Here is a 24,094-nt window from a genome sequence, read left to right as displayed (position 1 = left end):
CGGCCCCACGGATCACCGTGGGTTTCAGCCCAGGGGGCTCAGACCACCATGGAATATGCCACGACGCCCCGGCGGACAGATTTGATGGCTTCGCTGCACAGCCTGGCAAGCCGCGGATCCAGCCCGGGAATCTTGGCCAGCTGGTCGAGCAGGTCGATTACCTGCTTGACCCAGCGGACGAAGTCCCCGGCGGCCAGTTCGGTGCCGTTGAGCACTTCCTGGAGATGCCGGCCTCGGGCCCACTTGTAGATCGGCCAGACGAGTCCCAGCTCCGGCTCGCCGGTGAGGGGCAGCTTGTTCTGTTCCTCCACGTCCTCCAGCGCCGACCATTCACGGACCACAATGTCCACGGCTGTCTCCAGCGAAACGCTGGGCATGCGCGGACGCAGGCCGCGGTCCTCGCGCTTCGCCTGGTAAACCAGCACGCTGGCAAGGGCAGCGACCTCCACGGCATCGAGGTCGTCAAAGGCGCCTTGGCGCAGAGCCTGCGAAATCAGCAGGTCCTTCTCGCCGTAGATCCTGCGCAGGCGCTGGCCGTCAATGCTGATTCTGTGCTTGCCCGGTTCCGGCGTTTCCAGGTATCCGTAGGCGGACAGGACGTCGCAGACGCGGTCAAAGGTCTTGGCGATGGTGTTGGTGCGGCCCTGGATCTGGCGGACCAGCCCGTCGGTCTCCTTGCGCAGTTTCCACCATCGTTCGGACCACCGGGCGTGGTCCTCGCGTTCGCTGCAGCCGTGACAGGGGTGCGCGCGCAAGGCACGCCGAAGTTCAGCAATCTTCTTTTCCTGATTGGGAGAGCCGGCACCGAGCCCGAAGTCGGTGTTCCGCGGGTTGCCGGGAGTGGGCGGACGGTTCTCCCGCAGCGCATTGCGGACGGAAGAGGCCAGATCACGCCGGGATTTGGGGACCTTGGCGTTGAAGGACTTGGGGATCCTGATCCGGGTCAGCGGGGAGATAGGTCCTTCAAGATCGTCGATTCCTATTCGGCGCAGCTGGTTTTCGATGGTGAGCACGGCCGGTCGCGGTTCGCGCGAGCTGTGGTCCGAGCTCAGCACCACCGCGTAACCGGGGGCACGGCCGCCCGGGACGTCCACCACATCGCCAGGCAGGAGGCGGCTGAGTGAATCCTCGTTGAGCGACTTCCGCGCCCTGGACTTCGTGCGTGAGGTGAAGTTTTCAGCGTCGGACAGTTCGCGCCGGAGCCGGGCGTACTCGGTGAAGTCGCCGAGGTGGCAGGTCATGGACTTGGCGTACCCTGCTAGCGATTCCTCCCGACTGCGCACCTGCTTGGCCAGGCCCACCACTGAGCGGTCAGCCTGGAACTGGGCGAACGAGGATTCAAGGATTTCCCGGGCCCGCGCCCGGCCAAATTGCGCCAAGAGGTTGATGCTCATGTTGTAGGTGGGCCGGAAGCTGGAGTTCAGCGGATAGGTGCGCCTGGACGCGAGGCCGGCGACTGCCGCCGGATCGGTCCCCGGCTGCCACAAGACCACGGCGTGGCCTTCGACGTCGATGCCGCGGCGGCCTGCCCGGCCGGTGAGCTGGGTGTATTCCCCTGCCGTAATGTCGACATGCGCTTCGCCGTTGAATTTGTCGAGCTTCTCAAGCACCACGCAGCGTGCCGGCATGTTAATGCCAAGGGCCAGGGTTTCGGTGGCGAAGACAGCCTTGACCAGGCCGTCGGCAAACAGCTTTTCGACGACTTCCTTGAAGGTGGGCAGCATTCCGGCGTGGTGGGCGGCGATGCCCCGAAGCAGCCCGTCGCGCCAGTTCCAAAACCCGAGCACTTCAAGATCGTCGGACGGGATGTCCTGCCCTGCCTCGTCGACGCGCTGGGCGATGATCCGCTGTTCCTTCTCGGTGGTGAGCCACAGCCCGGCCGATACACACTGGGTCACCGCCGCATCGCAACCGGCCCGGGAGAAGATGAACGTGATGGCGGGCAGCAGGTCCTGCCGGTCCAGGCTGGCTATCACCTGCGGCCTGCTGGCCCTGCGCACGGCAGTTCTGGTCTCCTGCTGGGGCCTGTCGCCGTTGCGCTGGCGCTGCTGCCGCCGCTGGCTGCGGCCGCCATGGCCGAAGCGGCCCTGGAAGTTCAACTGGCTTTCCTCCCTGGAAAGCCTCAGCAGCTCAGGGTTGACTTCGAAGCCACGCCGGCCGGCGTCGTCGGGGGAAGGCGCTGCGGGCACGGCAGAGATGGTGGCGGGATTGCCTGCTGGAGCTATTTCATCGAAGGTGGTTTCTCCGGCAAACAGGTCGACTATTTCCCTGCCCACCATCACGTGCTGGTACAGCGGTACGGGACGGTGCTCGGACACGATGACATCCGTGTCGCCCCTGACAGTGTCCAGCCATGCACCGAATTCCTCGGCGTTGGAGACGGTGGCGCTCAGCGAGGCCACCTGGACCTCGCTGGGGAGATGGATGATGACTTCCTCCCAGACGGCACCCCGGAAGCGGTCTGCGAGGTAATGGACCTCATCCATGACCACGAAGCCAAGGTCGTCAAGGGAGGCGGAGTCGGAGTACAGCATGTTCCGCAGGACCTCGGTAGTCATCACCACTACGGGTGCTTCGCCGTTGATGCTGGTGTCCCCGGTCAGCAGGCCCACATTGGCCGGGCCGTATTTGTCCGCGAGCTCCGTGTACTTCTGGTTGCTGAGCGCCTTGATGGGGGTGGTGTAGAAGGCCTTCAGCCCCCGCTGCAGGGCCAGGTAGATGGCGAACTCGCCCACGATCGTCTTGCCCGCGCCGGTGGGTGCGGCCACCAGCACGCCCCGGCCCTCCTGGAGCGACCGGCACGCCTGGCGCTGGAAGTCGTCCAGCTCAAACTCAAGGGTGCGGACGAACGCCCCGAGGTCCGTTTTGGATTCGGCGATCCGTTCGGCGCTGGCTCTGTAACGTTCAGCCGGCGACATTGAATCCGATGATGTGGACATGCCTCAAGCCTAGCGGGGCGGGCGCTAGAGATTCCTCAGCTCACTGTCCGGAGTCGCAATATCTGCAGTGGCCTCGGTCTCAGCTGCCTGCTTGGCGGCCCGGCGGTCGCGGCGGCGGTCGTTGAGGAGGCAGAGGCCGATGGCGGCGAAGAACAACAGCAGCATGGGCCCGGCGAGATAGAACATGCTCATGGCGTCAGCCCCGGGTGCAGCCATGGCGGCGAAAAGGCACACGAGAAAGACGGTGATGCGCCAGCTTTTGACGAGTTGCTGCCCCTTCAGGATGCCCGCCAGATTCAGCCCGAACAGGACAACCGGCAGCAGGAAGGCAATGCCGAACGCAAGCAGCAGCCGCAAAACAAACGACAGGTACACCTGGGCGCTAATGAAATTTGATCCGCCCGCCGGCGTGAAATCGGTCAGTACCCGCACAGCGTTCGGCAGGACCAACCACGCCAGCGTGACGCCACCAACGAACAGCGGCACGGCGGCCGCAACGAACGACAGCGCCAGGCGCCGCTCCTTCTTGTGGAGTCCGGGAACGATAAAAGCCCACAGCTGGTACAGCCAGACGGGGCTGGCTAGGATCAGGCCCAGGAAGACGGAGACCTGGATCATGAGGTCAAACGAGCTGGCCACGCCGTCGAAATTGAGGGACGCCTGACGGCCCTCGTTTTCGTTCAGATCCCGGATTGGCTTGATCAGGGCCGCGAGCATGGGCTGATAGACCATGAACCCCGCGACAGTTGCCAGGACAACCGCGATGGCGGACTTGAACAGACGGTTCCTGAGCTCTTTCAGATGGTCGAGGAGGGCCATCCGTCCCTCAGGATTGGATCGCCGACCCATGGTTACTGCCATGCGGGCTTAGGCGCGGTTCGGGGGCGGAACGTCGTTGCCGTCTGTGGAATGGTTCTCCGGGGCGGCGGTACGCGGGTGGTTCACGACCTTGCCTTCAACCGGGTCTGAACCGTCCTTGGCATCAGCCGCGCCGTCCTTCTTCATTTCACGGACTTCCGACTTAAAAATGCGCATCGACTGGCCGAGGCTCCTGGCCATGCCAGGAAGTTTCGGTGCGGCGAAAAGCACCAAAGCCAGAACGATGATGATGATGAGATGCCAGCCTTCAAGCCTCATGACAGGGTGGTCCTTTCGTTTAGATACATCCTATGTCTATCTGAATTCGATGTCGCGCAGCGTCTGGGGCTGTCCCCGTTCGGCCTTGCGCCGGATCCGGCGCCGGCGCCGCGCTTCCACCCGGGCCGATTTGGAGGCGTGGTATTCCTCCCGCACGTGGCGCGGCGAGGCAAATACGGCAGCGCCAGGCACGATGTGCGGCATCTGGGGGCGTGCGCCGTCGGAATCGCCTGTCTCGGGATCCGGATCAGTCAGGATGCCCGGATCAGTCAAGCTGCCCGGGTCAGCCAGGCGCCCCAGCTTGTCCCCGGCAGCACCGAGTTCCTTTGCGGTCGCCATGAACTTCCGGAACAGCCGGATCCCCATGAGCACGTAGAACAGCAGGGAAAGCGCTATCAGCGCAATCCAGATCAGGATCCAGGACCACCAAGGCATGCTGAGTAGTCTAGCTGGCGTACTGGGCCAGGGCCGCGTCGATCCAGTCCCGCGACGCCTCCGCCAGCACGGCCGGCTCGAGAATCCGCACGGCTCCGCCGTGCTGGGCCACGAACATCGGCAGCCATGACGTGCTTCCGAACCTTATTTCGGCGACCAGTCCGCCGTCAGGCAGCACCGCCGTCCGCTCCGCGTAGTAGTCGTCCGCGAGCCCGACACCCCGCCCGGTGAGCTGAACGGTCACCAGGGTGTCGTCGTCGTTGGGCGTGAACAGCTTTGCCGGGAACCCGCCGTCGGGTTTGACCGGCGATGAGACCGGCTTTCCGTTCGGTTTGAGATCTTCTATCCGGTCCAGCCTGAAGTTCCGGAGGCCGGCAGCCGAGTGGCAGTACGCCTCGAAATACCAGGTGTTGTCCATGGAGTAGAGCCGGAGTGGGTCGACGTCTCGCTCCGAAAGCGAATCCTTCTGGGCCGAGAGGTAGACAAGGTGAAGCTGCGACCCGGAGGAAATTGCGCTGCGGATCATTTCGAGGTTGACGGTATTGTCGGGCCCCACCTCCGGCCCGGAGAGCGCGCCGGCACGGAGTCCTTCCTCCCCTGCAGCCGCCATGAGCTTGAGCGTGACGGACTCCAGGGCGCTTCCCTCGGCGAGCTCAGGCAAACCGTTGAGTGTCTCCAGCCCGGTCAGCAGGGCACAGGCCTCGTCCACGGTGAATCGGACCGGGCGGTTCAGTTCCAAGGACTGGGTGATGAAGACGTGGTCGTCCTCCCATTGGATGTCGAGCAGTTCGTCGGGATAGCCCTGCGGAAGTCCTGAGCAGATGAGGATCAGCAGGTCATTTTCGAGTTCCTTGCGTGTTATCCCGAACTGGTCCGCCACGTCCTGAATGTGAAGCCCCTGGTTGTGGACGAGAAACGGCACGAGCTGGAGCATGCGCTTCAGCTGGTCTTCGGAGGTCCGCTTGCGGGCGCGCTTTCCTGGTGTCCCGTCGGAGAACGCATAGGAGTGCAACGGAGCGGCCAGGAAGGCGGCGGCACCCGTGAGGCGGCGCTGCACCGCATCGGCAATCTCTTTGGGCTCCACGACCTTGGCGTTCGGACCATAAGATGCAAGTTCCTCCCCCAGCAGCTCAGCGTCCCGGTAGGGAACCGCCAGGCGGTCCCAGCCGTCGTCGGGCCTCCCTTCCGGATGGCCCGAAGCGACGGGTTCGGACCGCTTCCGCAGTCCCAGCAGCCGGTCCTCCCGGACATCCACGACGGCGGACCGGAGCGGCAGCTCCGGGAGGCTGTCGAGTTCTGCGCGGACGTTGAAGCCGACCGGCGGCGTGAAAGTCTCCTTCGCCAGCACTGAAACCGCCGACGTGAAGCGCGACAGCCGGAAGTACCGCTGCGCATTACGGCCCCGGTCGTGACCCACGAGGTACCACTGGCCGAATCGGCTGCCCAGGCCCCAGGGCTCGACCACCCGCTCCTCTTCCCTGCGGGTGCTGCCCGCGAGGTAGCGGAAACGGACGGGGTGCTGGGCGTGCATCGCGGCCACAAGGTCCTCGAAGGCCTGGCCGGCGGGCTTGATCCGGGGCTGCACGCCGGCGGGCAGTTCCACGTCAGCCAGGCCGCTGGACGCCTGAAGCTTGCGCATGGCATTTGTGGCGGCCGGGCCGAGTGCCGCCTGCTCCCACAGCTGGGAGGCCAGCAGCAGTACGGTCCATTCGTCGGGCGTAAGCTCCACGTCAGGTAAGCGGTTCGATTCCTTACCGATCCGGTACCGTGTGGTGGCGGGATCGTCGGAGCTCCAGCCGAGGTCCGTCACTGTTTCGACCTCGAAACCAAAGTCCCGCAGATCGTTCTTGTCCCGCTCGAACATCCGGCTAAAAGCGGCGTCACTGGCCGCGCTGGTGGAGTAGATCTTGTCCCGAAGCTCGCTGCGGCGCAGCCCGTACCTGGAGTTCAGGAGGGCGATCAGGAGGTTCAGCAGGCGTTCAGTACGTATGGCGGACACCCTCATCACGTTACTAAAGCTGTTCCGGGAAAAATGCGAAAGCGCGGCAACAAAGCGGAAATTCATTCCGATTGTTACCGCGCTCTCCCGTGGCGCCGCCGCAGTGTCCGGTGGCGCTGGGCGGGCAGGAGCAGTCCTTGGGGTTAGCGGACGCCCACGAGGTCCACAACGAAGATCAGGGCTTCGTTGGGGCCGATGGCTCCGCCGGCACCGCGTGACCCGTAGGCGAGTTCCGCGGGGATCTCGAGCCGGCGGCGGCCGCCGACCTTCATGCCGAGCAGGCCCTGGTCCCAGCCCTGGATGACCTGCCCGACGCCGACCCGGAAGTCCAGCGGAGCGCCGCGGCCCCATGAGGCGTCAAACTCTTCACCAGTGGACCAGGCAACGCCGACGTAGTGGGTCGAGACGGTGTCGCCGGCCTTTGCCTCGGGGCCGTCGCCTTCGATGAGGTCCTTGATCACGAGATCAGTGGGCACCGGGCCTTCAGGGAAGTCGATTTCCGGCTTCTGGCGGTCGAGGTCTCGCTGACCAAATGACATGGTTGCTCCTTCTGCTTGGTAGGGGAACTGCTGTGGAAAATTTACTTGGCGCCGAGGATGTCCACGACGAACACCAGGTCGCCCTTGGCTTCGCCCTGGCCGGCGTCGCCGTACGCGAGCTTTTTGGGGATGACGAGGAGCACGCGGGAGCCGACGGTCTTGCCGGTCAGGCCCTGGGTCCAGCCCTTGATGACATTGTTCAAAGGGAAGGATGCCTTTTCCTTGCGGTCGAAGCTTGAGTCAAACTTCTTGCCGCTGGCCAGGGCGACGCCCACGTAGTTCACGGTCAGGGTGTCAGTAGCCTTGACCTCGGGGCCGTTGCCCTTGATCAGGTCCTGTGCAATGAGCTCCTTGGGGGCTTTGACGCCCTTGACGTCAAGCTCCGGCACGCCGTCCTTCTCGGTGACGGTGGGCAGGCCTGGCGGCGGGGTGACAGTCTCGCCCTCAGGCTTGTCCAGCACTTTGGGGGCGTCCTTGGCGGACAGGACCTTGATGATGAGCAGCTGTGACGGCTGTGCCTTACCGTCCGCGCCGGCCTGGCCCGGAGCGGCCAGGGCGAGGTGAGAACCGACCTTCGCGCCTACGAAGGCGTTGTAAATGATGGGGCTCTGGGTCTTGAGTTCGTCGTTCAGCTCAACGGGCTGGGGTTCCTTGGGGAAGCTGTCATCGAGGGTGGCTCCGTCTTTGCCGTTCAGGGCCAGAACGGAGACCTCTGCGATCTGGTTGGCCTTAACCCGGTCCCCGCCGCCTTCGGTCACAACCTTGACCGTGGGTTCGGTGACGTCCAGAGGTTTGGTGAATTCGACCTTCGGAGCCTTCTTGTCTCCGTTTTCCGTCAGCTTCACTGAATCCAGCTTGGCGGTCTCGCCCGCGGACTGGCTGGTCGGTTCCGGGGCTGCAGGCTCTCCGCCGCAGGCGGTCAGCAGAAGCAGTCCGGGAATGAGAATTGCTAGTATTCGGCGCACGTAAGAACTTTCGTTGGGGCAAGATGGATGCCATGCCGGGGCGTGGAGTGCCGCAACACAACGGTCGGGCCGCAAACGGCCTCTTTCCAGAGTAACGCCTGAACCTGAGTATCAGCCCATAGAATCCAGAAGCGCGTCCACCCGCTCATCGACGCTGCGGAATGGATCCTTGCACAGGATTGTCTGGTGGGCGCGGTCGTTGAGCTTCAAGTGGACCCAGTCCACGGTGTAGTCGCGCCCCAGTTCCTGGGCCCGGCGGACAAAGTCGCCGCGCAGTTTTGCCCGGGTTGTCTGCGGCGGAGCGTCCACAGCATCCTTGACGGCTGTCTCTTCAGTAACCCGGCGGACGGCACCGCGTGACTGGAGGAGATAGTAGAGGCCGCGGGAGCGGGAGATGTCGTGGTAGGTGAGGTCCAGCTGCGCGATGCGCGGGGCATCCAGTCCGAGTCCGTGGCGGTTCCGGTAGCCGTCCATGAGCTTCTTCTTAATGGCCCAGTCGATTTCGGTGTCGATGGAACTCGTGTCGCCGCTTTCAATGGCCCGCAGCGTCCTCCCCCACAGGTCAAGGATCAGCGGGACGTGCGGATTGTGGGCGCCGTGCTCCTGGACGAAGGACGTGACCTTGTTCAGGTACTCCTGCTGGATCTCCAGCGCGGTCAGCTGGCGTCCATTGGCCAGCCGGACCAGAGCGCGGCCGCTCAGGTCGTGGGAAATTTCCCGGATGCTGCGGATGGGGTTCTCCATCCGCATGTCACGCATGATCACGCCGGCCTCGATCATCCTCAGGATGAGGTCAACCGTGCCGACCTTGAGCAGGGCGGTAGTTTCCGACATGTTGGAATCGCCGACGATGACGTGGAGCCTGCGGTAGAACTCGGCATCCGCGTGCGGCTCATCGCGTGTGTTGATGATCGGCCGGGAGCGGGTGGTGGCAGAGGAGACGCCCTCCCAGATGTGGTCTGCGCGCTGCGAGAAAGCGTACGTTGCCCCGTGGGGTGTCTTGAGGATCTTCCCCGCCCCGGCAATGAGCTGGCGGGTCACCAGGAAGGGGATGAGGATTTCGGCGAGCCTGGTAAATTCGCCCCGGCGTGGAATCAGGTAGTTCTCGTGGCTGCCGTACGAATTGCCGGCGGAGTCAGTGTTGTTTTTGAACAGGTACACCGTTCCGTTGAAGCCCTCCGCGGCGAGCCTGGACTGGGCTTCGTCCACGAGGTCGTCAAGAATGAGCTCCCCGGCGCGGTCGTGGGCGATCAGCTGCGCGAGATCGTCGCACTCGGCAGTGGCGTATTCCGGATGCGAGCCCACGTCCAGGTAGAGGCGTGACCCGTTGGTCAGGAAGACGTTGGATGACCGGCCCCAGCTCACAACTTTGCGGAACAGGTAGCGTGCCACTTCCTCAGGCGCCAGCGGACGGGAGTCCGGGCTCGAGTATGAAATGCCGAATTCGGTCTCAATGCCGAAGATTCTCTTGTCCATCTCAGCTCTCCTCAGCCAGCAGGTCCATAACATCGGCGTCCGACAACCTCCGGAAAGCGCGCCGGGTACCCCTGCTGCTTTCCGATCCCCGGTCCAGGACCGCAACTTCCAGGGCAGCTGCGGGAAGATCGGGCGACTCGTTGTCCGTGACGAGGCCCTTGACGGCGAGCCGGATCGCGGCGGCGAACGACAGGTCCCGCTGCCACCCGGTCTCGACGGCGCCAGAGACTTTGTCGGCCTGCCCGCCCATCACAATGAAGCCCTGCTCATCCGCGATCGAGCCGTCAAAGGTTAGCCGGTACAGGTGGTCCTTGTCCTGAGACGTCCCCACTTCGGCAACAGCAAGCTCTACTTCGAAGGGCTTCTGCTCCGCGGTGAAGACGGCACCAAGGCTCTGGGCGTAGACACTGGCGAGCCCCCGTGCGGTGACGTCTTCGCGGTCATAGGAATAACCGCGGATATCCGCGTAGCGCACTCCGGCCTGGCGGAGGCTCTCAAACTCGTTGTACTTGCCCACGGCGGCGAAGGCGATTTTGTCGTAGATCTCGCCGATCTTGTGAAGCGAGGGTGACGGGTTTTCCGCCACCAGGGCAATGCCGTCCTCGCAGCTCACGACCACCACAGACCGTCCCCGTGCAATGCCTTTCCGTGCGAAGTCCGCACGGTCTTTCATCAGCTGCTCGGGGGAAACATAGAACTGCTGGGTCATATCAGGCCTCCCGCCGGGCAGCTGCCCTGGACTCGATGATGGTGCCGGCGACAGCGGCGAGCTCCCGCTCGGCAACCCGCCGAGCTCCGGCCCGGTTGACGGTAAAAACCACCGGCCACAACTGCCGCACAGGATCCGGGCCGCCGGTGGCGGAGTCGTCGTCGGCAGCGTCGTAGAGAGATTCAACAGCTACGGATACTGCCTCCTCTTCCGTGAGGTTCGGCCGCCACAGTTTTTTCAATGCACCTCGGGCAAACATGGCTCCGGAGCCGACGGCGTGGTGTTCCTGTTCCTCGTACCGGCCTCCGGTCACGTCGTAGGAGAAGAGCCTGCCCACGCCGGCCACTGTATCGAATCCTGCAAACAGCGGAACCACGGCCAGTCCCTGCATAGCCATCGGGAGGTTGCCGCGGATCATTGCACCGAGCCTGTTGGCCTTGCCGTCCAGGCTCAGCAGCGTGCCCTCGATTTTTTCGTAGTGTTCCAGCTCAACCTGGAACAGTCGTGTGAGATCGATGGCGATGCCGGCCGTTCCGGCGATGCCGAGCACCGAGTACTGGTCCGCCGGAAAGACTTTTTCGATGTGCCGGCTGGCAATGATGTTGCCCATCGTCGCCCGGCGATCACCGGCCATGACAACTCCGCCGGCGTACGTCATGGCGACGATCGTGGTGGCATGGGGCACCTGCAGCGGCTGGCCGGCAGACTCGCTGTTTCCGAGCGGCCGGTTGTAGGGAAGCAATTCCGGACGGTCGCGTTGGAGATGCTCAGTGAACGACGATGTCGCGTTGGCGGCTACCTTGTTGGCTGTTGTCTCCTGCACTGGTGCACTCCTTCAACGTAATTCAGCGGGGTCCGGTACCTCAGGCTTCCGTGCCCGGTGCGGGGTGGGGCGCTGCCGGGTTACTGGCCGCCTTTTTGCACGAACGCCCGGACGAACTCCTCGGCGTTGGATTCCAAGACGCCGTCGATTTCGTCCAGAAGGTCATCAACACCCTGGGTGGATGCGGATGCCTGTCCCTCCGCCGGCGCGGGCGGTACGGGGACCTCTTCCTCGACCTCGCTGTCGCGTGGCTGCGGCTGCTGTTGCTCCTGCCCTGCCATCTTCATCTCCTTCATCCAGTCCCGCCTGGTCCGGTGGGACATCCTGTATGCCCATATTGCCACGCAAAGCGGCTCTTCGGGGGTCTTTATGCCGGTGGCGGAGCCGGTGTGGATCCGAGCAGTTCGGCAAGGAACGAACCGGCCTCCCGGTGCCGCGCAAACAAGGGGCCCGTGAGGGCTTTGGTGCCGCGCAGCGGCTCCCTCGTCGGAACGCGCTGGAGCCTTCCGTAGCCGGGAACGTCGAAGATGACCGAGTCCCAGGAGGCGCCCACCACGTCCTTGCTGAAGCTGCTCACGCAGCGCCCGCGGAAGTAGGCACGCGTGTCCGACGGCGGTTCCGTCACCGCGGCGGCGATGGTGGCGTCGTCCACTATGCGCTGCATGCGGTCTCGGGACAGGAGACGGTAATACAGCCCTTTTTCGGGCCGGATGTCCGCCCACTGCAAGTCCACCAGGCCCAGCCGGGCGTCGTCCCAGTCCAGGCTGTCCCGTTGCCGGTACCCCTCGAGGATGGACAGTTTGGCGAGCCACTCAACGGAGGTGGAGGCGGCGGCGCGGTCGCTGTCCAGCTGCGTCAGGGTGTTGGCCCATCGTTCCAGCACCGCATGGGTGTGTCCGTCGCCGTCCACAGCATCGGCCACGCCGCTGTCCTGCGCTAGCTTGGCTGCGGCCTCATAGTAAATCCATTGGAGATCCAGCGCGGTGACACGGCGGCCGTCCACCAGCCGGAGTTTTGCCGTCAGCGACGTGTCGTGGCTGACGGTCTGCAGCGCCGCCACAGGCTCATGGACCTCAATCCTCGGCGCCAGCCCCGCCTCAATGAGGCTCAGAACCATGGCGGTGGTGCCGAACTTGAGGTAGTTGGAGACCTGGCTGAGATTGGCGTCGCCAATGATCACGTGCAGCCTGCGGTACTTGTCGGCTGTAGCATGCGGCTCGTCACGGGTGTTGATAATCGGGCGGCGGATGGTGGTTTCCAGTCCGACTTCCGCCTCGAAGAAGTCCGCCCGCTGGCTGATCTGGTAGCCGGGACGGGAGCTGTCCTGGCCGATCCCCACGCGGCCGGAGCCGCAAATGATCTGGCGCGTCACGAAGAACGGGGTCAGGCCCCGGACGATGTCGCTGAAAGGAACCGACCGCGGCATGAGGTAGTTCTCGTGGGAGCCGTACGACACCGCTTTATTGTCGGTGTTGTTCTTGTAAAGGTTGACCGGAGGAAGTTCGGGGTCGCCTGCCAGCCGGCGGACAGCGGCCAGCGCCACGAGGTCGCCGGCAGTGTCCCAGGCTACGGCGTCAACCGGGTTGGTCACTTCCGGGCTGGAGTACTCCGGGTGGGCATGGTCAACGTAGAGCCTGGCCCCGTTTCCAAGGACCATGTTCATCAGGAGAGAGCCGGACTCATCCTCGCCGTCAAGCTCCAGCTCGTCCCGGCCGTAGGCCAGGGCCACCGCCTCCGCATCGAGCACCGGAGGCTGGTCGGTGAGCTGGCTCGGATGAGCCTGTCCCCGCTCGAGTGTCCAGCCGCGGGCATCGTGGAGGGGTTCCTCATCCGTGTAGTCCCACCGGGTTTCAGCGCCGCCTGCCGCACGCAGCCGCGTGACCTGGGCGTAGGCCTGGACCACTCTGGCGGACATCATGGTGGCATTGGCCCCCGGAGCGGAGGGCGCGTGGATACCGTATTCGGTTTCCGATCCCATCACACGCATGGCGCCTCCCGGGGGCAGTGCTCCCCCGGGTGCAACCTCGGACCCCGCTGTCACAGGTACTGGCCCGTGTTCGGCATGGTCTCAATGGACTTGCCTGGCTCCTGCCCCGCCTTGCCTTGGACGATGGTGCGGATGTAGGTGATACGTTCGCCCTTCTTACCGGAGATGCGGGCCCAGTCGTCAGGGTTCGTGGTGTTCGGCATGTCCTCGTGCTCGCGGAACTCCTCGACGACGGCACGCAGCAGGTGATCAATCCGCAGACCCTTCTGATTGGTCATCAGCAGGTCCTTGATCGCATACTTCTTGGCGCGGTCAACAACGTTCTGCACCACAGCTCCTGAATTGAAGTCCTTGAAGTACAGCATCTCGGTGTCGCCGTTGGCGTAGGTGACTTCGAGGTACTCGTTGGACTTCTCCGTGGAGTACATGGCCTCCACGGTCCGCTGGATCATGGCATCGACAGTCTCCTGGACATCGCCGTCGTGTTCCACGAGGTCGTCCTCATGGAATGGCAGGTCCGTGGTGATGTACTTCTTGAAGATGTCCGCCGCGGCCTCGGCGTCGGGCCGCTGGATCTTGACCTTCACATCCAGGCGTCCCGGCCGCAGGATGGCGGGGTCGATCATGTCCTCACGGTTCGAAGCACCGATGACGATCACGTTGTCCAGGCGCTCCACGCCGTCGATCTCGCTGAGCAGCTGCGGCACGATGGTGGTCTCGACGTCGGAGGAGATGCCGGTGCCGCGGGTGCGGAACAGGGAATCCATCTCGTCGAAGAACACCACTACGGGGCTGCCGTCCGACGCCTTTTCCCGTGCCCGGGAAAAAATCAGCCGGATATGGCGCTCCGTTTCGCCCACATACTTGTCGAGCAGTTCCGGGCCCTTGATGTTGAGGAAGTAGCTCTTCAGGTCCACGTTGCCGGACCGCTCGGCTGCCCGGGCAGCCAGGGAATTGGCCACCGCCTTGGCGATCAGGGTCTTGCCGCAGCCCGGGGGGCCGTAGAGCAGGATGCCCTTGGGCGCCTTGAGGCCGTGCTCGCGGTACAGGTCCGGGTGCAGGAACGGCAGCTCGATGGCGTCCCGGATCTGTTCGATCTGCGGGCCGAGGCCGCCTATGTCCTCGTACGTGATGTCCGGGACCTCTTCGAGGACGAGGTTCTCCACCTCGGACCGCGGGACCTTTTCGAGGGCGTAGCCCGTCCGGGAATCAATGGACAGCGCATCGCCGACGCGCAGCTTCTCCGCCTGAAGCGGGCCGGCAAGCCGGATGACCCGTTCCTCGTCCGCCCGGCCCAAGACCAAAGCGCGGTCCGGGCCCAGCATTTCCTTGAGGGTGACGAGCTCGCCGGCGCGCTCGTAGCCGAGGCCGGCCACCACCAGCAGGGCCTCGTTGAGGAGCACCTCCTGGCCGACGGCAAGCTGGTTCATGTTGACGAGCGGGCTGATGCCCACCCGCATCTTGCGTCCGGCATTGTAGATGTCCACCGATTCCTCGGTGGCCGCCTGGCCGCTGCTGCCCGGCGTGGGCTGCCGACGAGGATTCAGCTGGAGGATGGTTCCGAAGCTGTACGGCGGCTGTCCCTCCTGGTCGAGGGCGTTTTTCAGTCGGAGGATCTCGGCCTTGGCCGTTTCCAGCATCGCCACGAGCTTGGAGTTGTTTTGCGTGGCAGCTGCCAGCTGACGGTCGATGTGCCGTAGCTTATCTCGGAGGATATTGACCTGCCGGTCTGCGACAGACAGCTCATTGGCCGCCTGCTCGGCCGGCGTAGGTACAGAGTCGTTGTTCGGCGTCTCCATGATGCATCAGCCCTTCCTGCGCTTCTCTTAAGACCATAGCCCCAAGTTGGCGAGTACTGCTGAAGACATCCGAAATACGGACTAGTTTGTGATCTCCGGGTCGTCTTTGACGTTGGTGCCGGCGATGGCGTCGCGCGCTGCCCGCCGCAGCTTCTTGTCCGAGACGAGGCGCTCCCCCACGGCCCCGGGCGTCCAGGCGTTGACATCGTCCTCATTGAAGTCGGTCTTGGAAGGCCGCCGTTTAACCGAAATGCCGGTGACGCCGTCGGCCAGCCTGCGGGTGACCAGAAGAAATCCGGTGTGGGCAACCATCCGGTGGTCGGGGCGGACGGCGAGGCCTTCCAGGTGCCAGCCGCGGACCAGGGATTCCCAGGCGTCGGGTTCCGTGAAGCGGCCGTCGGCGCGGATGGCCTCCGCCGTCCGTGACAGCTGGGTGACGGTGGCGACGTAGTTGATCCAGACGCCTCCGGGCGCAAGGACGGTGGCCACGGCGTCGAGGCATTCCCACGGGGCCAGCATGTCCAGCACGACGCGGTCGATGGAGCCGGGCTCTTCGCTGCGGACCACTTCCTCCTGGAAGTCGCCCAGGGAGACCTTCCAGGCCGGGTGCGGTCCGCCAAAGATGGTTTCGACGTTGCCGCGGGCGATCGCGGCGAATTCCTCACGGCGTTCAAAGGAGTGAAGGTACCCCTGGTCGCCTACGGCGCGGAGGAGCGAGATGGAGAGTGCGCCGGATCCCACGCCGGCCTCCACAACCCTTGCTCCGGGGAAGATATCCGCCATGGTGACGATCTGGCCAGCGTCCTTGGGGTAGACCACGGCCGCGCCCCGCGGCATGGACAGCACGAAGTCAGAGAGGAGCGGCCGGAGGGTCTGGTACTGCTGCCCCACGTTGTTGACCACCACGGAACCATCCACTTTGCCGATGATGTCGTCGTGGTTGAGGAAGCCACGGTGCGTGTGAAAAGCCCCGCCGGCCTCGAGGCTGATGGTATTCATGCGGCCGCGTTCGTCCGTCAGCTGCACACGCTCGCCCTCACGGAATGGTCCCCGCCGTCGGGCAGCGCCGACCGGCTGGTCCGTGGCGGCCACCGCTGTGTCAACCGCCGTGTCGGCCCCGGTGGGTGCCGTGGCGGAAGGGTCCGTGGTGGTCCCGCGGGCGGCAGATTCGCTGCTCATGAGTATTCCTCGCTCCTGTAAAAAGCTGTGTTGTCGTGCTGTGTGGCCGGCCCGGGCGGGCTGCGCTGTGGCGGGGCGGCCGATTTCACGACCGGCAGGTAACTCTACCGGTTCTGGCGCTGTGGCCGCCTGTTTTCGCGGCGTACTTTGCCTGTAATGGCCATCACGACGGTGGACTGGCGCAGGATGCCGGTGACGCGGCCGTTCTGGTCCACCACTGCGTAGTCATGGCCCTCGAGCTTCGCCAGGTACTCGATCAGCTCCTGGCCCTGGGACCATTCCGGCACGTAGGCGCCTGCCCCAAGGGCATAGGCCACAGCACCGGCAGGAGTTGTGGCGGCCATCGGGGCCGGAACAGCTGCCAAGGCGGCGGGGTCAACCACACTGGTGGGCCTGCCGTCCCAGGCGCACAGCACGACGGCGGTGGGGCCGGACGCTGTCAGGGCCCGGACGTCTGCCACTGTTGAGGATTCCGGAAGTCCGATGGCGGGTTCGGCCAGTGCTGCCGCGTTCACCAGATGGAGTCGGCTTCGCAGCCGGCCCTGCTGGATGGAGGCGGATGCGCCCATCCAGAGGAATCCGCCCACGAGGATGGTGATGAGCAGATTGCTGGTGTCCGGCCGGTCTCCGCGGAGGACGGGCAGCACAATAAACCAGAGGCCCAAGGCGATGACGATGATGCGCCCGCCCCAGCCGGCGGCGATCGTGCCCTTGGCGTGGCTCCCAGTGGCTTTCCAGACTGCGGATTCGACCAACCTTCCGCCGTCGAGGGGCAGGCCGGGCAGAACGTTGAAAATGCCGATCACGAGGTTGGCCCAGAAGAAGATGTTGGTCAGGATGTCCGCCACACCGGGCAGGTCCGCCGATGAGATCACGAGCCAGGCCGCTCCGGCGAGCACGAAATTGGCGGCCGGACCGGCAAGCGCCACGAGGACAGACCGTCCGGGCGTGGCGGTGAAGCTTTCGAACTGTGTGTGGCCGCCCCAGAGGTTCAGAACAATTTTTTCGCTGGGCCAGCCATAGATTTTCGCCGTCAGGGCGTGGGCCAGTTCGTGGACCAGGACCGAGATCAGGAGCAGCAGCGCGTATGCGAAGGCCACGTAGTAGGCGCCCGCGCCGAGCGCAGGGTTGTTGTGCTGGAGCACCGGGCCGTACACGATGACCGTGAATGCGGCGATGACGAACCAGGAGTAGGCCAGGATGACGGGAATACCCGCGATCCTGCCCAGGCGGATGCCTTCGCGGCGGCTGCCGCGGTCCTGCGGCTGCGGGCCGGTTGAAGCGGGGTCAGACACGTAGGGGGCTCCTTTAATTGGCGCTTTCCAGCGCTGATGCGGCCATGGCCACTTCGTGGCGGAGGGCCACCAGGTCCTGAAGGTCGGCGACTCCCCTGTTCTCCAAGGTGTCCCACATAGCGCGGCGAGGATCGGCCGGCAGCGGCACGATGTGAGGAATAGCGATGGTGACGGCTCCGGAGGCAACAGCGGCAGCCGCACCCGGGGCTGAGTCTTCCAAGGCCACACACTGGTCCATCGTGAGCTCCGGATCGTCCTGCCGGAGCAGTTCCATGGCCTTGAGGTAGGCCTCGGGGTCCGGCTTGCCCTTCGTCACGGTGTCGCCGGTGACGAGGAACTGGAAGTACGGACGCGGAAGGCTGGCCACGATTTCCCGGGCCAGTGGCGCTTCTGACATGGTCACAAGGGCACAACGCACACCCGCGGCGAATAGTTCATCCAGCAGTTCACGGGCCCCGGGACGCCATGGGACGTTTTGCCGCACCCTGCTGATGACTTGCGCGGTGAGGGTATCGATGATCTCCCGCTTTTCGAGTTTCACGCCTGCCTGTTGGAGGATGCCGGCTGAAAAGACCAGCGATTGCCCGACCAGTTGCATGGCCTGCTCATGCGACCACGTTCCGCCATACTCGGCAACGAGCTGGTGCTCGGCCTCAATCCAATACGGTTCGGTGTCAACGATGGTGCCGTCCATGTCCCATAAAACGGCTTTGAGCAGGGGCTGGGCGGCTGAGGATTGCATGCCTTCCAGTCTACGGGCCCCGCCCCGGCTGCCCTTCCCAGAAGGTGCCGCCTACGCCCTCGGCGAATATCCGGGGCGTGCGGCGGTCCCGCGGGCCGTTTCCGTGCCCGCACCAGATGTGCGGCGGTTCATTCACTGCAACTGGAACGGTGTTGGACGTAGGGTGAAGGGATGAATAGCTTCGACGGAGATACCACCGAACCGGGTACTGCGCCCGAGCCGGAGCAGTTGCTGCAGCCAGTTCCGGAGGGACAGCGCATTACAGTGATGCTCGCCGCCTTCGAAGGCTGGAATGATGCCGGGGAAGCGGCAAGTGACGCGCTGCGATATCTCAATAAGTTGTGGGGCGGCAAAAAGGTCGCATCCATTGATGCTGACGAGTATTACGACTTCCAGTTCACCCGGCCCATTGTCCGGCGAACGGCCTCGGGCGAACGCAAAATCAAGTGGCCGTCCACCCGCATTTACAAGGCCAGTGCGCCCCGAACCAATGTGGACGTGATCTTCGTCCAGGGAACGGAGCCGTCGTACAAGTGGCGGGCCTACACCGCAGAGTTGCTGGTCCACGCCGAGGCGCTCCACGTGGACTACGTGGTGCTGGTGGGCGCCCTGTTGGCGGACGTCCCGCACAGCCGTCCCATTCCGGTCAGCACCTCAACCGATGACGCTGCCCTGCGTGAGCGGCTGAACCTGGAAGCTTCACAGTATGAGGGCCCGGTGGGGATCGTCGGAGTGCTGTCGGAGGTTGCCTTGCTGGCCGGCATCCCCACAGTCTCCCTGTGGGCCGCCGTGCCGCACTATGTGGCCCAGGCGCCGTCGCCCAAGGCGCAATTGGCGCTGCTGCACCGCATTGAGGAACTGCTGCAGGTTCCGCTGGACACTCACGAGCTGGCAGAAGAAGCCGATGCCTGGGAACGCGGCGTCAACGAGCTGGCCACCGAGGACCCGGAAATCGCCGCCTACGTGCGCCAGCTCGAAGAGGCGAAGGACACCGCCGACCTTCCCGAGGCCAGCGGAGAATCCATCGCGAGAGAGTTTGAGCGCTACCTGAAGCGGCGGGGCAAGGACAAGCCCTGACTCTCCCCGGCGGACCCTGTAGGTTCCGCGGCGGATCCTACAGTTCGATGCCGAGCAGTGCGTCGACGGCGTCGCTCACTAGTGCCTGGTCAGGGGCGCACGCCTCGCCGTCGCCCGCCAGTGCGATCCCGGCCCAGCGGTCTACGGCGGCCAGCGCCGCGGGAGCGTCGAGGTCGTTGGCCATGGCCGCGCGCATGTCTTCCACGAGAGGGGCGGCCGAGTTGGCGGGTGCCGTTGCCAGCGCCGAACGCCAGCGTCCGAGCCGGTTCTTGGCGTAGGAAAAGCCCTCGGCGGTCCAGGACCAGTCCGAGCGGTAATGGTGGGCCAGGATCGCGAGTCGGATGGCTGCAGGTTCCTCGCCCTGGGCCCGGAGCTTTGATACCAGGACAAGGTTGCCCTTGGACTTGCTCATCTTTTCGCCGTCCAGTCCCACCATTCCGGCATGGGCAAAGTGCCTCGCCAAAGGCAGTCCGGAGAGTGAGTAGGCGTGGCCGGCCCCCATCTCGTGGTGGGGAAAGACGAGGTCGGAGCCGCCGCCCTGCACCGTGAAGGGCATGGGCAGGTATTCCTGGGCTATGACCGTACATTCAATGTGCCAGCCCGGGCGCCCCTCCCCCAGCTCGCCGCCGGCCCAGCTGGGCTCGCCGTCGCGGGCCACCCGCCAAAGGAGCGGGTCCAGTGCCTGGCGCTTGCCCGCACGGCCGGGATCTCCGCCTCGTTCGGCGAACAGTTCGAGCATTTCCGGCTCCGGCAGGCCGGACACGGCTCCGAGCGTCCAGGCGTCGACATCGACGGCATGCTTTCCGGCGGCCTCAACGTCGTAGTAGATGTCGCCGTCAGGCTCGCCGGGGGTGCCGGTGACACGGTAGGCAAGACCCTGGTGGAGGAGCCGCTCGATTGCCGGAACGATCAGCGGCATGGATTCGACGGCTCCGACGTAGTGGTCAGGGGCCAGGACGTTGAGGGCTTCCATGTCTGTCCGGAAGAGTTCGATCTGGCTGGCCGCCAGCTCGCGCCAGTCAACCCCGGTGGCGGTGGCCCGTTCCAGCAGCGGATCGTCCACGTCCGTGACGTTCTGGACGTACGAAACGGCCTGGCCGCCGTCGCGCCAGGCTCGGTTCAGCAGGTCGAAGGCGACGTAGCTGGCGGCGTGGCCCATGTGGGTGGCGTCATACGGGGTGATGCCGCAGACATACATTGACTGCTCACCGTTAGCCTGGAGGCTCACGACCTCACCGGCTGCTGTATCAAACAGGCGGAGGGCAGGCATTTTGCCCGGGAGCTCAGGAACGGGGCGGGATATCCAGGACTTCACAGATCAAGCCTAGTGCTAGGCGCTGATGACATTGAAACCGAGCAGGAGGTAGAGGGCGAGGCCAAGGAGAATCCGGTACCAGACAAAGAGCCGGTAGCTGCGGGTCGAAATGAACTTTAGGAACCAGCCGATGATGACGTATCCCACAACGAACGCAATGGCTGTGGCGAGTGTCGTCTCGGGCAGCCCGTAGGGTCCGCCGACTCCGTCCTTGGACACCACCTTGTACAGCTGGTAGAGGCCGCTGCCGAAAACGGCCGGGATGGCCAGCAGGAATGAATAGCGGGCTGCCGCTTCACGGGTGTATCCCATCAGCAGGCCCGCTGTAATGGTGCCCCCCGAGCGCGAAACTCCCGGGATCAGCGCCATGGCCTGGGCAAACCCGTACAAAACGCCGTGCTTAGAGGTAAGCCGGGTCAGCTCGCGGTCCTGCCTGCCGACCGCGTCCGCCACGGCAAGGATGAGCCCGAAAACGATCAGCGTGGTGGCAACGATCCACAGGCTGCGCAGCACGGATTCGATCTGGTCCTGGAACAGAAGTCCCAGGACGATGATGGGCAAGCTGCCCAGAATCACAAGCCAGCCCATCCGGGCATCAGGGTCCTGCCGGGAGACCCGTCCCGCCAGGGAGCCGAACCAGGCTCGTGCGATGCGGATAATGTCCTGCCAGAAGTACACGATCACGGCTGTCTCGGTGCCGAGCTGCGTGATGGCGGTGAATGCGGCGCCGGGGTCTGCAGCATTGGGCAGGAACGAGCCCACGATCCGAAGGTGGGCGCTCGATGAGATCGGGAGGAATTCGGTCAGCCCCTGCACAAGACCCAGCAGGGCCGCTTCAATCCAGTTCACTCTAAGACCCTACGTCATGACACTGGTGGTTTCCCCGTAAGCTTGCTGCTATGCAGCAGCGTTACGTCGGCAACAGTGGGCTTCGTGCCTCCGCCCTCTCCCTCGGCACCATGTCATGGGCCCGTGAAACTGATGACCAGGACGCATCCGAGCTGCTGCGCACATTCGTTGACGGCGGCGGCACGCTCGTGGACACGGCAGCGTCGTACGCGGACGGTCTGGCGGAGGCCATGCTGGGCGAAATGATCGGCGACGTCGTCGCCCGCACGGAAGTGGTGATCTCCACGAAAGCGGGCGTGTCGGCGTCGGACGGTCGGCAGAAAGTAGACGCCTCGCGGAGCGCGATGCTGACCGCCCTGGATGCGAGCCTGGTCCGGCTCGGGACCGACTATGTGGACATCTGGTTCGCCCAGGCATGGGACCATAACGTTCCGCTGGACGAAACGCTCTCCGCCCTTGAGTTGGCGGTGCGCAGCGGACGGGCCCGCTACGCCGGGATCGCCAACTACAACGGCTGGCAGACGGCCAAGGCTGCCGCCGTCGCCGGCTTCCCGCTCGTGGCCTGCCAGTCGGAATACTCGCTCCTCCGGCGCCAACCCGAGGAGGAGCTCATCCCCGCCGTCGAGGACGCGGGGCTGGGGCTGATGGCGTGGGCGCCCCTGGGCCGCGGCGTGCTGACAGGCAAATACCGTGGCCATGTCCCTGCCGACTCGCGGGCGGCGGGAACCCGTCTTGCCACGTACGTGGAGCCGTACCTGCAGCAGCCTGCGTCTCAGGTGGTTGAGGCGGTTGCGATGGCGGCGCGCGGACTAGGCCGGTCGCCGGTGGACGTTGCCTTGAGCTGGCTGCTCTCCCAGCACGGTGTGGCCACCGCCATCGTGGGGCCGAGAACGCCCGTGCAGCTCAAAGAAATCCTGGATTCACAGCTGACCCCGCTGCCAGCCGAAATTGCACGGGCACTGGAGGACGTTTCAAGCAGGGTCAATTAAACAGCTGCGGGATAAATCAGCAGCCGGTTTCTCAAGGCAGCCGGGTAGTCCGGTGATCCGCCTCGACCCGGCTCACTCGTCGACGATCTCAAGATCCTCGTCGTCGTCGACTTGGCGCTCTTCGTCTTCTTCCTCTTCTTCGTCGTCGAAAACCTGGAGCGGCGTGACTTCGTTGTAAGCCTCGTACAGCGCGTCCTCGTAAACTTCAAAAGCATCAGCAACTGCAAAAAACGCCGCTTCCACCGCAGGGTCGCCATCCCCCCTTCGCGTCGAAGCTGCAACCAGATGTTCTTCCAAGGCGGAGGTCAGGGACTGAAGCGCGACACGCGGATCGATGCTCATGACTTCACGTTAGCGGGAAAAGGACGAAAATGGAGAGCAATGAAGGAACATTTTCTGACCAGCTCGGTCCTGCGGGAACGGGACTATGTGAGGCAGTACGAGTACCTCGTACTGACGGTTGGTCCTGACGATTCGCTGCCCGAAGCGCGCCGCCGCTTGGTTGAACATTCCGAGTACGGTAAGTGGGAACTGGAGCGGAGCCGGCTCTACATGGGCGGCGGCCGTCGCTTTTGGCTGCGGCGGCGGGTCACGCAGGTCCAGAGGACAGTGTAGGACCCGGATCCCCGGGTCCAGGCGGACGTCGGCTGCGCCTCCAATCCGTGACGTCCCCTACTCCTCGAGCGGGCCCAGCCACGCGTTGGCCACGGTGTTGTGCGCCGACTCGTCATCCGAGGGATGGAATATTCCGGCGAGCACGTCGCGGTAAAGCCGCTCAAGTTCCGTTCCGCGGAAGTAGCTTGAGCCGCCGGATACACGGATGGCCGTGTCCACCACGGTCCGGGCTGTCTCCGTGGCTCGTACCTTGAGCCCCACGAGTTTCGGGAACCACTGGTTTCCGTGGTCTACCAGCGCGTCCACGTCTCTGGCGACTTGCGCCAAATGGGGATAGAGCGCGTCCATGACCATGGCTGCCTCCGCAATCTTCCAGCGGATGTCGGGGTCCTGGGCATAGCTCCGTCCGCCGTTCTTGAAGGATGTACGGCGTTTAGCTGCTTCGACGCCCAGGGTCAGGGCCCGTTCGCCGACGCCTGTGTAGACGGCGGCGAGGAGTGTCTCAAAGCAGGCGAAGATGGCGAAGATCAAGGGGTCCGCGTTGGGCCCCACCGGCAGCTTCCTGAAAATGCGGTGTGCCGGCACCACTGCACCGCGCAGTACGGTCGTGTTGGACTGGCTGGCGCGCATGCCCAGAGTGTTCCAGTCGTCCAGGAGCTCATAGCCGGGTGCAGCGCGGTCGAGGAAGCCGTGCACCAGTTCACCCTCGCCGCCGCGTGCAGCGCTGTCCTTGCCGAAGATCCCGAGCCGGGTCCAGGCCGGCGAAAGGCTGGTGAAGATCTTGGTACCCGTGAACCCATAGCCGCCGTCGGGGAGCGGCCTGGCCTCGGTAAGGGAATCAAAGAGGACAGCGTCGTTGCCCGCTTCGGAGTTTCCAAAGGCGAAAATTTCACCTTTTGCTGCTTCCGACAGGACAAAGTCAAGGGATGCGTCGCCGCGGTCCGCCAGGACCCGCGCCACGCCGGTCCAGACCAAATGCATGTTCACGGCCAGAGCCGTGGCGGGGGCCGCCGTCGCCAGCCGCCGCTGACAGCCGGCGACCGTTTCGAGACCAAACCCGGAACCGCCGTCGGAAGCCGGGACAAATGCTTTCAGGTACCCGGCCGCGGTGAGCTCCTCGAGATCTTCGAAGAAGAACGCATTCTTTGCGTCGTAGCCTGCCGCCCTCCCCCGGATGCGCTCAAGCAGTGAGTCGGGCAGCAGCTGCTCGGGGCCCATGGGCATC

At 64.5% G+C, this 24,094-nt stretch carries 24 protein-coding genes; 4 read left to right on the top strand and 20 right to left on the bottom strand.

Going from position 1 to position 24,094, the window contains the following annotated elements; translation table 11 throughout:
* Positions 1-38: 38 nt before the first annotated feature.
* The 7 genes from J7E80_RS13980 to J7E80_RS24665 all read right to left on the bottom strand — a co-directional run bounded on the left by J7E80_RS13980 (position 39) and on the right by J7E80_RS24665 (position 7,324).
* Positions 39-2,939 (bottom strand): RNA helicase, encoded by a 2,901-nt coding sequence (locus tag J7E80_RS13980; protein WP_215052523.1) that lies wholly within the window; start codon positions 2,937-2,939, stop codon positions 39-41.
* Between the two features lie 24 nt (positions 2,940-2,963).
* Entirely contained in the window at positions 2,964-3,800 is an 837-nt protein-coding gene (gene tatC, locus J7E80_RS13975) for a twin-arginine translocase subunit TatC (RefSeq protein WP_215052522.1), read from the bottom strand.
* A 6-nt stretch (positions 3,801-3,806) separates the two neighbouring features.
* Entirely contained in the window at positions 3,807-4,076 is a 270-nt protein-coding gene (gene tatA, locus J7E80_RS13970; RefSeq protein WP_215052520.1) for a Sec-independent protein translocase subunit TatA, read from the bottom strand.
* A gap of 36 nt (positions 4,077-4,112) precedes the next feature.
* A complete protein-coding gene (locus J7E80_RS13965; protein ID WP_215052518.1) occupies positions 4,113-4,511 on the bottom strand; it encodes a hypothetical protein in 399 nt (132 codons plus the stop codon).
* A gap of 10 nt (positions 4,512-4,521) precedes the next feature.
* The gene (locus J7E80_RS13960) at positions 4,522-6,510 is read right to left on the bottom strand and encodes a YafY family protein (protein ID WP_215052516.1); all 1,989 of its coding nucleotides are present in this window, start codon (positions 6,508-6,510) and stop codon (positions 4,522-4,524) included.
* A gap of 143 nt (positions 6,511-6,653) precedes the next feature.
* Positions 6,654-7,049 carry an FKBP-type peptidyl-prolyl cis-trans isomerase gene (locus tag J7E80_RS13955; RefSeq protein WP_215052515.1) on the bottom strand — a complete coding sequence of 132 codons (396 nt, stop codon included), beginning with the start codon at positions 7,047-7,049 and terminating at the stop codon, positions 6,654-6,656.
* 41 nt (positions 7,050-7,090) lie between these two features.
* Positions 7,091-7,324 carry an FKBP-type peptidyl-prolyl cis-trans isomerase gene (locus tag J7E80_RS24665; protein WP_396020782.1) on the bottom strand — a complete coding sequence of 78 codons (234 nt, stop codon included), beginning with the start codon at positions 7,322-7,324 and terminating at the stop codon, positions 7,091-7,093.
* Between the two features lie 285 nt (positions 7,325-7,609).
* On the opposite strand from J7E80_RS24665, the gene J7E80_RS24660 reads away from it, so the two are divergent.
* Complete coding sequence (locus J7E80_RS24660; RefSeq protein WP_396020780.1) at positions 7,610-7,897, top strand: hypothetical protein; 288 nt, start codon at positions 7,610-7,612, stop codon at positions 7,895-7,897.
* A gap of 228 nt (positions 7,898-8,125) precedes the next feature.
* Here J7E80_RS24660 and pafA read toward each other — a convergent pair whose 3' ends face one another.
* The 9 genes from pafA to J7E80_RS13905 form a co-directional block, all read right to left on the bottom strand.
* The gene (pafA, locus tag J7E80_RS13945; protein ID WP_215052511.1) at positions 8,126-9,490 is read right to left on the bottom strand and encodes a Pup--protein ligase; all 1,365 of its coding nucleotides are present in this window, start codon (positions 9,488-9,490) and stop codon (positions 8,126-8,128) included.
* Between the two features lies 1 nt (position 9,491).
* Positions 9,492-10,199, bottom strand: a complete 708-nt coding sequence (gene prcA, locus J7E80_RS13940; RefSeq protein WP_215052509.1) for a proteasome subunit alpha — start codon at positions 10,197-10,199, stop codon at positions 9,492-9,494.
* Position 10,200: 1 nt separating this feature from the next.
* Positions 10,201-11,022 carry a proteasome subunit beta gene (gene prcB / locus J7E80_RS13935; protein ID WP_215052507.1) on the bottom strand — a complete coding sequence of 274 codons (822 nt, stop codon included), beginning with the start codon at positions 11,020-11,022 and terminating at the stop codon, positions 10,201-10,203.
* 80 nt (positions 11,023-11,102) lie between these two features.
* Positions 11,103-11,303: a ubiquitin-like protein Pup gene (locus J7E80_RS13930; RefSeq protein WP_215052505.1), complete on the bottom strand. Its 201-nt coding sequence runs from the start codon at positions 11,301-11,303 to the stop codon at positions 11,103-11,105.
* 86 nt (positions 11,304-11,389) lie between these two features.
* A complete protein-coding gene (dop, locus tag J7E80_RS13925; protein ID WP_215052504.1) occupies positions 11,390-13,009 on the bottom strand; it encodes a depupylase/deamidase Dop in 1,620 nt (539 codons plus the stop codon).
* Positions 13,010-13,059: 50 nt separating this feature from the next.
* Positions 13,060-14,808 (bottom strand): proteasome ATPase, encoded by a 1,749-nt coding sequence (gene arc, locus J7E80_RS13920; RefSeq protein ID WP_215052502.1) that lies wholly within the window; start codon positions 14,806-14,808, stop codon positions 13,060-13,062.
* Positions 14,809-14,889: 81 nt separating this feature from the next.
* A complete protein-coding gene (locus tag J7E80_RS13915) occupies positions 14,890-15,987 on the bottom strand; it encodes a tRNA (adenine-N1)-methyltransferase (protein WP_251036869.1) in 1,098 nt (365 codons plus the stop codon).
* A gap of 104 nt (positions 15,988-16,091) precedes the next feature.
* A complete protein-coding gene (locus J7E80_RS13910; RefSeq protein ID WP_215052500.1) occupies positions 16,092-17,282 on the bottom strand; it encodes a site-2 protease family protein in 1,191 nt (396 codons plus the stop codon).
* Between the two features lie 13 nt (positions 17,283-17,295).
* Positions 17,296-18,024, bottom strand: coding sequence for an HAD family phosphatase (locus tag J7E80_RS13905; protein ID WP_215052498.1), 729 nt, complete (start codon positions 18,022-18,024; stop codon positions 17,296-17,298).
* Between the two features lie 171 nt (positions 18,025-18,195).
* Between J7E80_RS13905 and J7E80_RS13900 the strand changes: the two genes are divergently transcribed.
* Positions 18,196-19,101, top strand: a complete 906-nt coding sequence (locus J7E80_RS13900) for a PAC2 family protein (protein WP_215052496.1) — start codon at positions 18,196-18,198, stop codon at positions 19,099-19,101.
* 37 nt (positions 19,102-19,138) lie between these two features.
* Here J7E80_RS13900 and mshC read toward each other — a convergent pair whose 3' ends face one another.
* Both mshC and J7E80_RS13890 read right to left on the bottom strand, forming a co-directional pair.
* Positions 19,139-20,416 (bottom strand): cysteine--1-D-myo-inosityl 2-amino-2-deoxy-alpha-D-glucopyranoside ligase, encoded by a 1,278-nt coding sequence (mshC, locus tag J7E80_RS13895; RefSeq protein ID WP_215052494.1) that lies wholly within the window; start codon positions 20,414-20,416, stop codon positions 19,139-19,141.
* Between the two features lie 15 nt (positions 20,417-20,431).
* Complete coding sequence (locus J7E80_RS13890) at positions 20,432-21,265, bottom strand: undecaprenyl-diphosphate phosphatase (protein WP_215052492.1); 834 nt, start codon at positions 21,263-21,265, stop codon at positions 20,432-20,434.
* A 50-nt stretch (positions 21,266-21,315) separates the two neighbouring features.
* Between J7E80_RS13890 and J7E80_RS13885 the strand changes: the two genes are divergently transcribed.
* Positions 21,316-22,254, top strand: a complete 939-nt coding sequence (locus tag J7E80_RS13885) for an aldo/keto reductase (RefSeq protein WP_215052491.1) — start codon at positions 21,316-21,318, stop codon at positions 22,252-22,254.
* 72 nt (positions 22,255-22,326) lie between these two features.
* Here the strand turns inward: J7E80_RS13885 and J7E80_RS13880 are convergent, their stop codons facing one another.
* Entirely contained in the window at positions 22,327-22,596 is a 270-nt protein-coding gene (locus tag J7E80_RS13880) for a hypothetical protein (RefSeq protein WP_215052490.1), read from the bottom strand.
* A gap of 39 nt (positions 22,597-22,635) precedes the next feature.
* Here J7E80_RS13880 and J7E80_RS13875 point away from each other — a divergent pair, with 39 nt between their 5' ends.
* Positions 22,636-22,869, top strand: a complete 234-nt coding sequence (locus J7E80_RS13875; protein ID WP_215052489.1) for a DUF5703 family protein — start codon at positions 22,636-22,638, stop codon at positions 22,867-22,869.
* Positions 22,870-22,926: 57 nt separating this feature from the next.
* Here J7E80_RS13875 and J7E80_RS13870 read toward each other — a convergent pair whose 3' ends face one another.
* Complete coding sequence (locus J7E80_RS13870; RefSeq protein WP_215052488.1) at positions 22,927-24,087, bottom strand: acyl-CoA dehydrogenase family protein; 1,161 nt, start codon at positions 24,085-24,087, stop codon at positions 22,927-22,929.
* Positions 24,088-24,094 lie beyond the last annotated feature (7 nt).

Origin of the sequence: Arthrobacter sp. ISL-28 (genome assembly GCF_018613875.1) — a bacterium.
Classification (GTDB): Bacteria; Actinomycetota; Actinomycetes; order Actinomycetales; family Micrococcaceae; genus Arthrobacter.
The sequence above is the reverse complement of the archived record's forward strand: the minus strand, read 5'-3'. Positions and strand labels throughout refer to the sequence as shown.

Excerpts from the sequence above, each read along its gene's own strand:
- J7E80_RS13980 (WP_215052523.1), bottom strand. The coding sequence starts at position 2,939 with ATGTCCACATCATCGGATTCAATGTCGCCGGCTGAACGTTACAGAGCC.
- tatC (WP_215052522.1), bottom strand. The coding sequence starts at position 3,800 with ATGGCAGTAACCATGGGTCGGCGATCCAATCCTGAGGGACGGATGGCC.
- tatA (WP_215052520.1), bottom strand. The coding sequence starts at position 4,076 with ATGAGGCTTGAAGGCTGGCATCTCATCATCATCATCGTTCTGGCTTTG.
- J7E80_RS13965 (WP_215052518.1), bottom strand. The coding sequence starts at position 4,511 with ATGCCTTGGTGGTCCTGGATCCTGATCTGGATTGCGCTGATAGCGCTT.
- J7E80_RS13955 (WP_215052515.1), bottom strand. The coding sequence starts at position 7,049 with ATGTCATTTGGTCAGCGAGACCTCGACCGCCAGAAGCCGGAAATCGAC.
- pafA (WP_215052511.1), bottom strand. The coding sequence starts at position 9,490 with ATGGACAAGAGAATCTTCGGCATTGAGACCGAATTCGGCATTTCATAC.
- prcA (WP_215052509.1), bottom strand. The coding sequence starts at position 10,199 with ATGACCCAGCAGTTCTATGTTTCCCCCGAGCAGCTGATGAAAGACCGT.
- J7E80_RS13930 (WP_215052505.1), bottom strand. The coding sequence starts at position 11,303 with ATGGCAGGGCAGGAGCAACAGCAGCCGCAGCCACGCGACAGCGAGGTC.
- dop (WP_215052504.1), bottom strand. The coding sequence starts at position 13,009 with ATGCGTGTGATGGGATCGGAAACCGAATACGGTATCCACGCGCCCTCC.
- arc (WP_215052502.1), bottom strand. The coding sequence starts at position 14,808 with ATGGAGACGCCGAACAACGACTCTGTACCTACGCCGGCCGAGCAGGCG.
- J7E80_RS13915 (WP_251036869.1), bottom strand. The coding sequence starts at position 15,987 with ATGAGCAGCGAATCTGCCGCCCGCGGGACCACCACGGACCCTTCCGCC.
- J7E80_RS13905 (WP_215052498.1), bottom strand. The coding sequence starts at position 18,024 with ATGCAATCCTCAGCCGCCCAGCCCCTGCTCAAAGCCGTTTTATGGGAC.
- J7E80_RS13900 (WP_215052496.1), top strand. The coding sequence starts at position 18,196 with ATGAATAGCTTCGACGGAGATACCACCGAACCGGGTACTGCGCCCGAG.
- J7E80_RS13885 (WP_215052491.1), top strand. The coding sequence starts at position 21,316 with ATGCAGCAGCGTTACGTCGGCAACAGTGGGCTTCGTGCCTCCGCCCTC.
- J7E80_RS13880 (WP_215052490.1), bottom strand. The coding sequence starts at position 22,596 with ATGAGCATCGATCCGCGTGTCGCGCTTCAGTCCCTGACCTCCGCCTTG.
- J7E80_RS13875 (WP_215052489.1), top strand. The coding sequence starts at position 22,636 with ATGAAGGAACATTTTCTGACCAGCTCGGTCCTGCGGGAACGGGACTAT.
- J7E80_RS13870 (WP_215052488.1), bottom strand. The coding sequence starts at position 24,087 with ATGGGCCCCGAGCAGCTGCTGCCCGACTCACTGCTTGAGCGCATCCGG.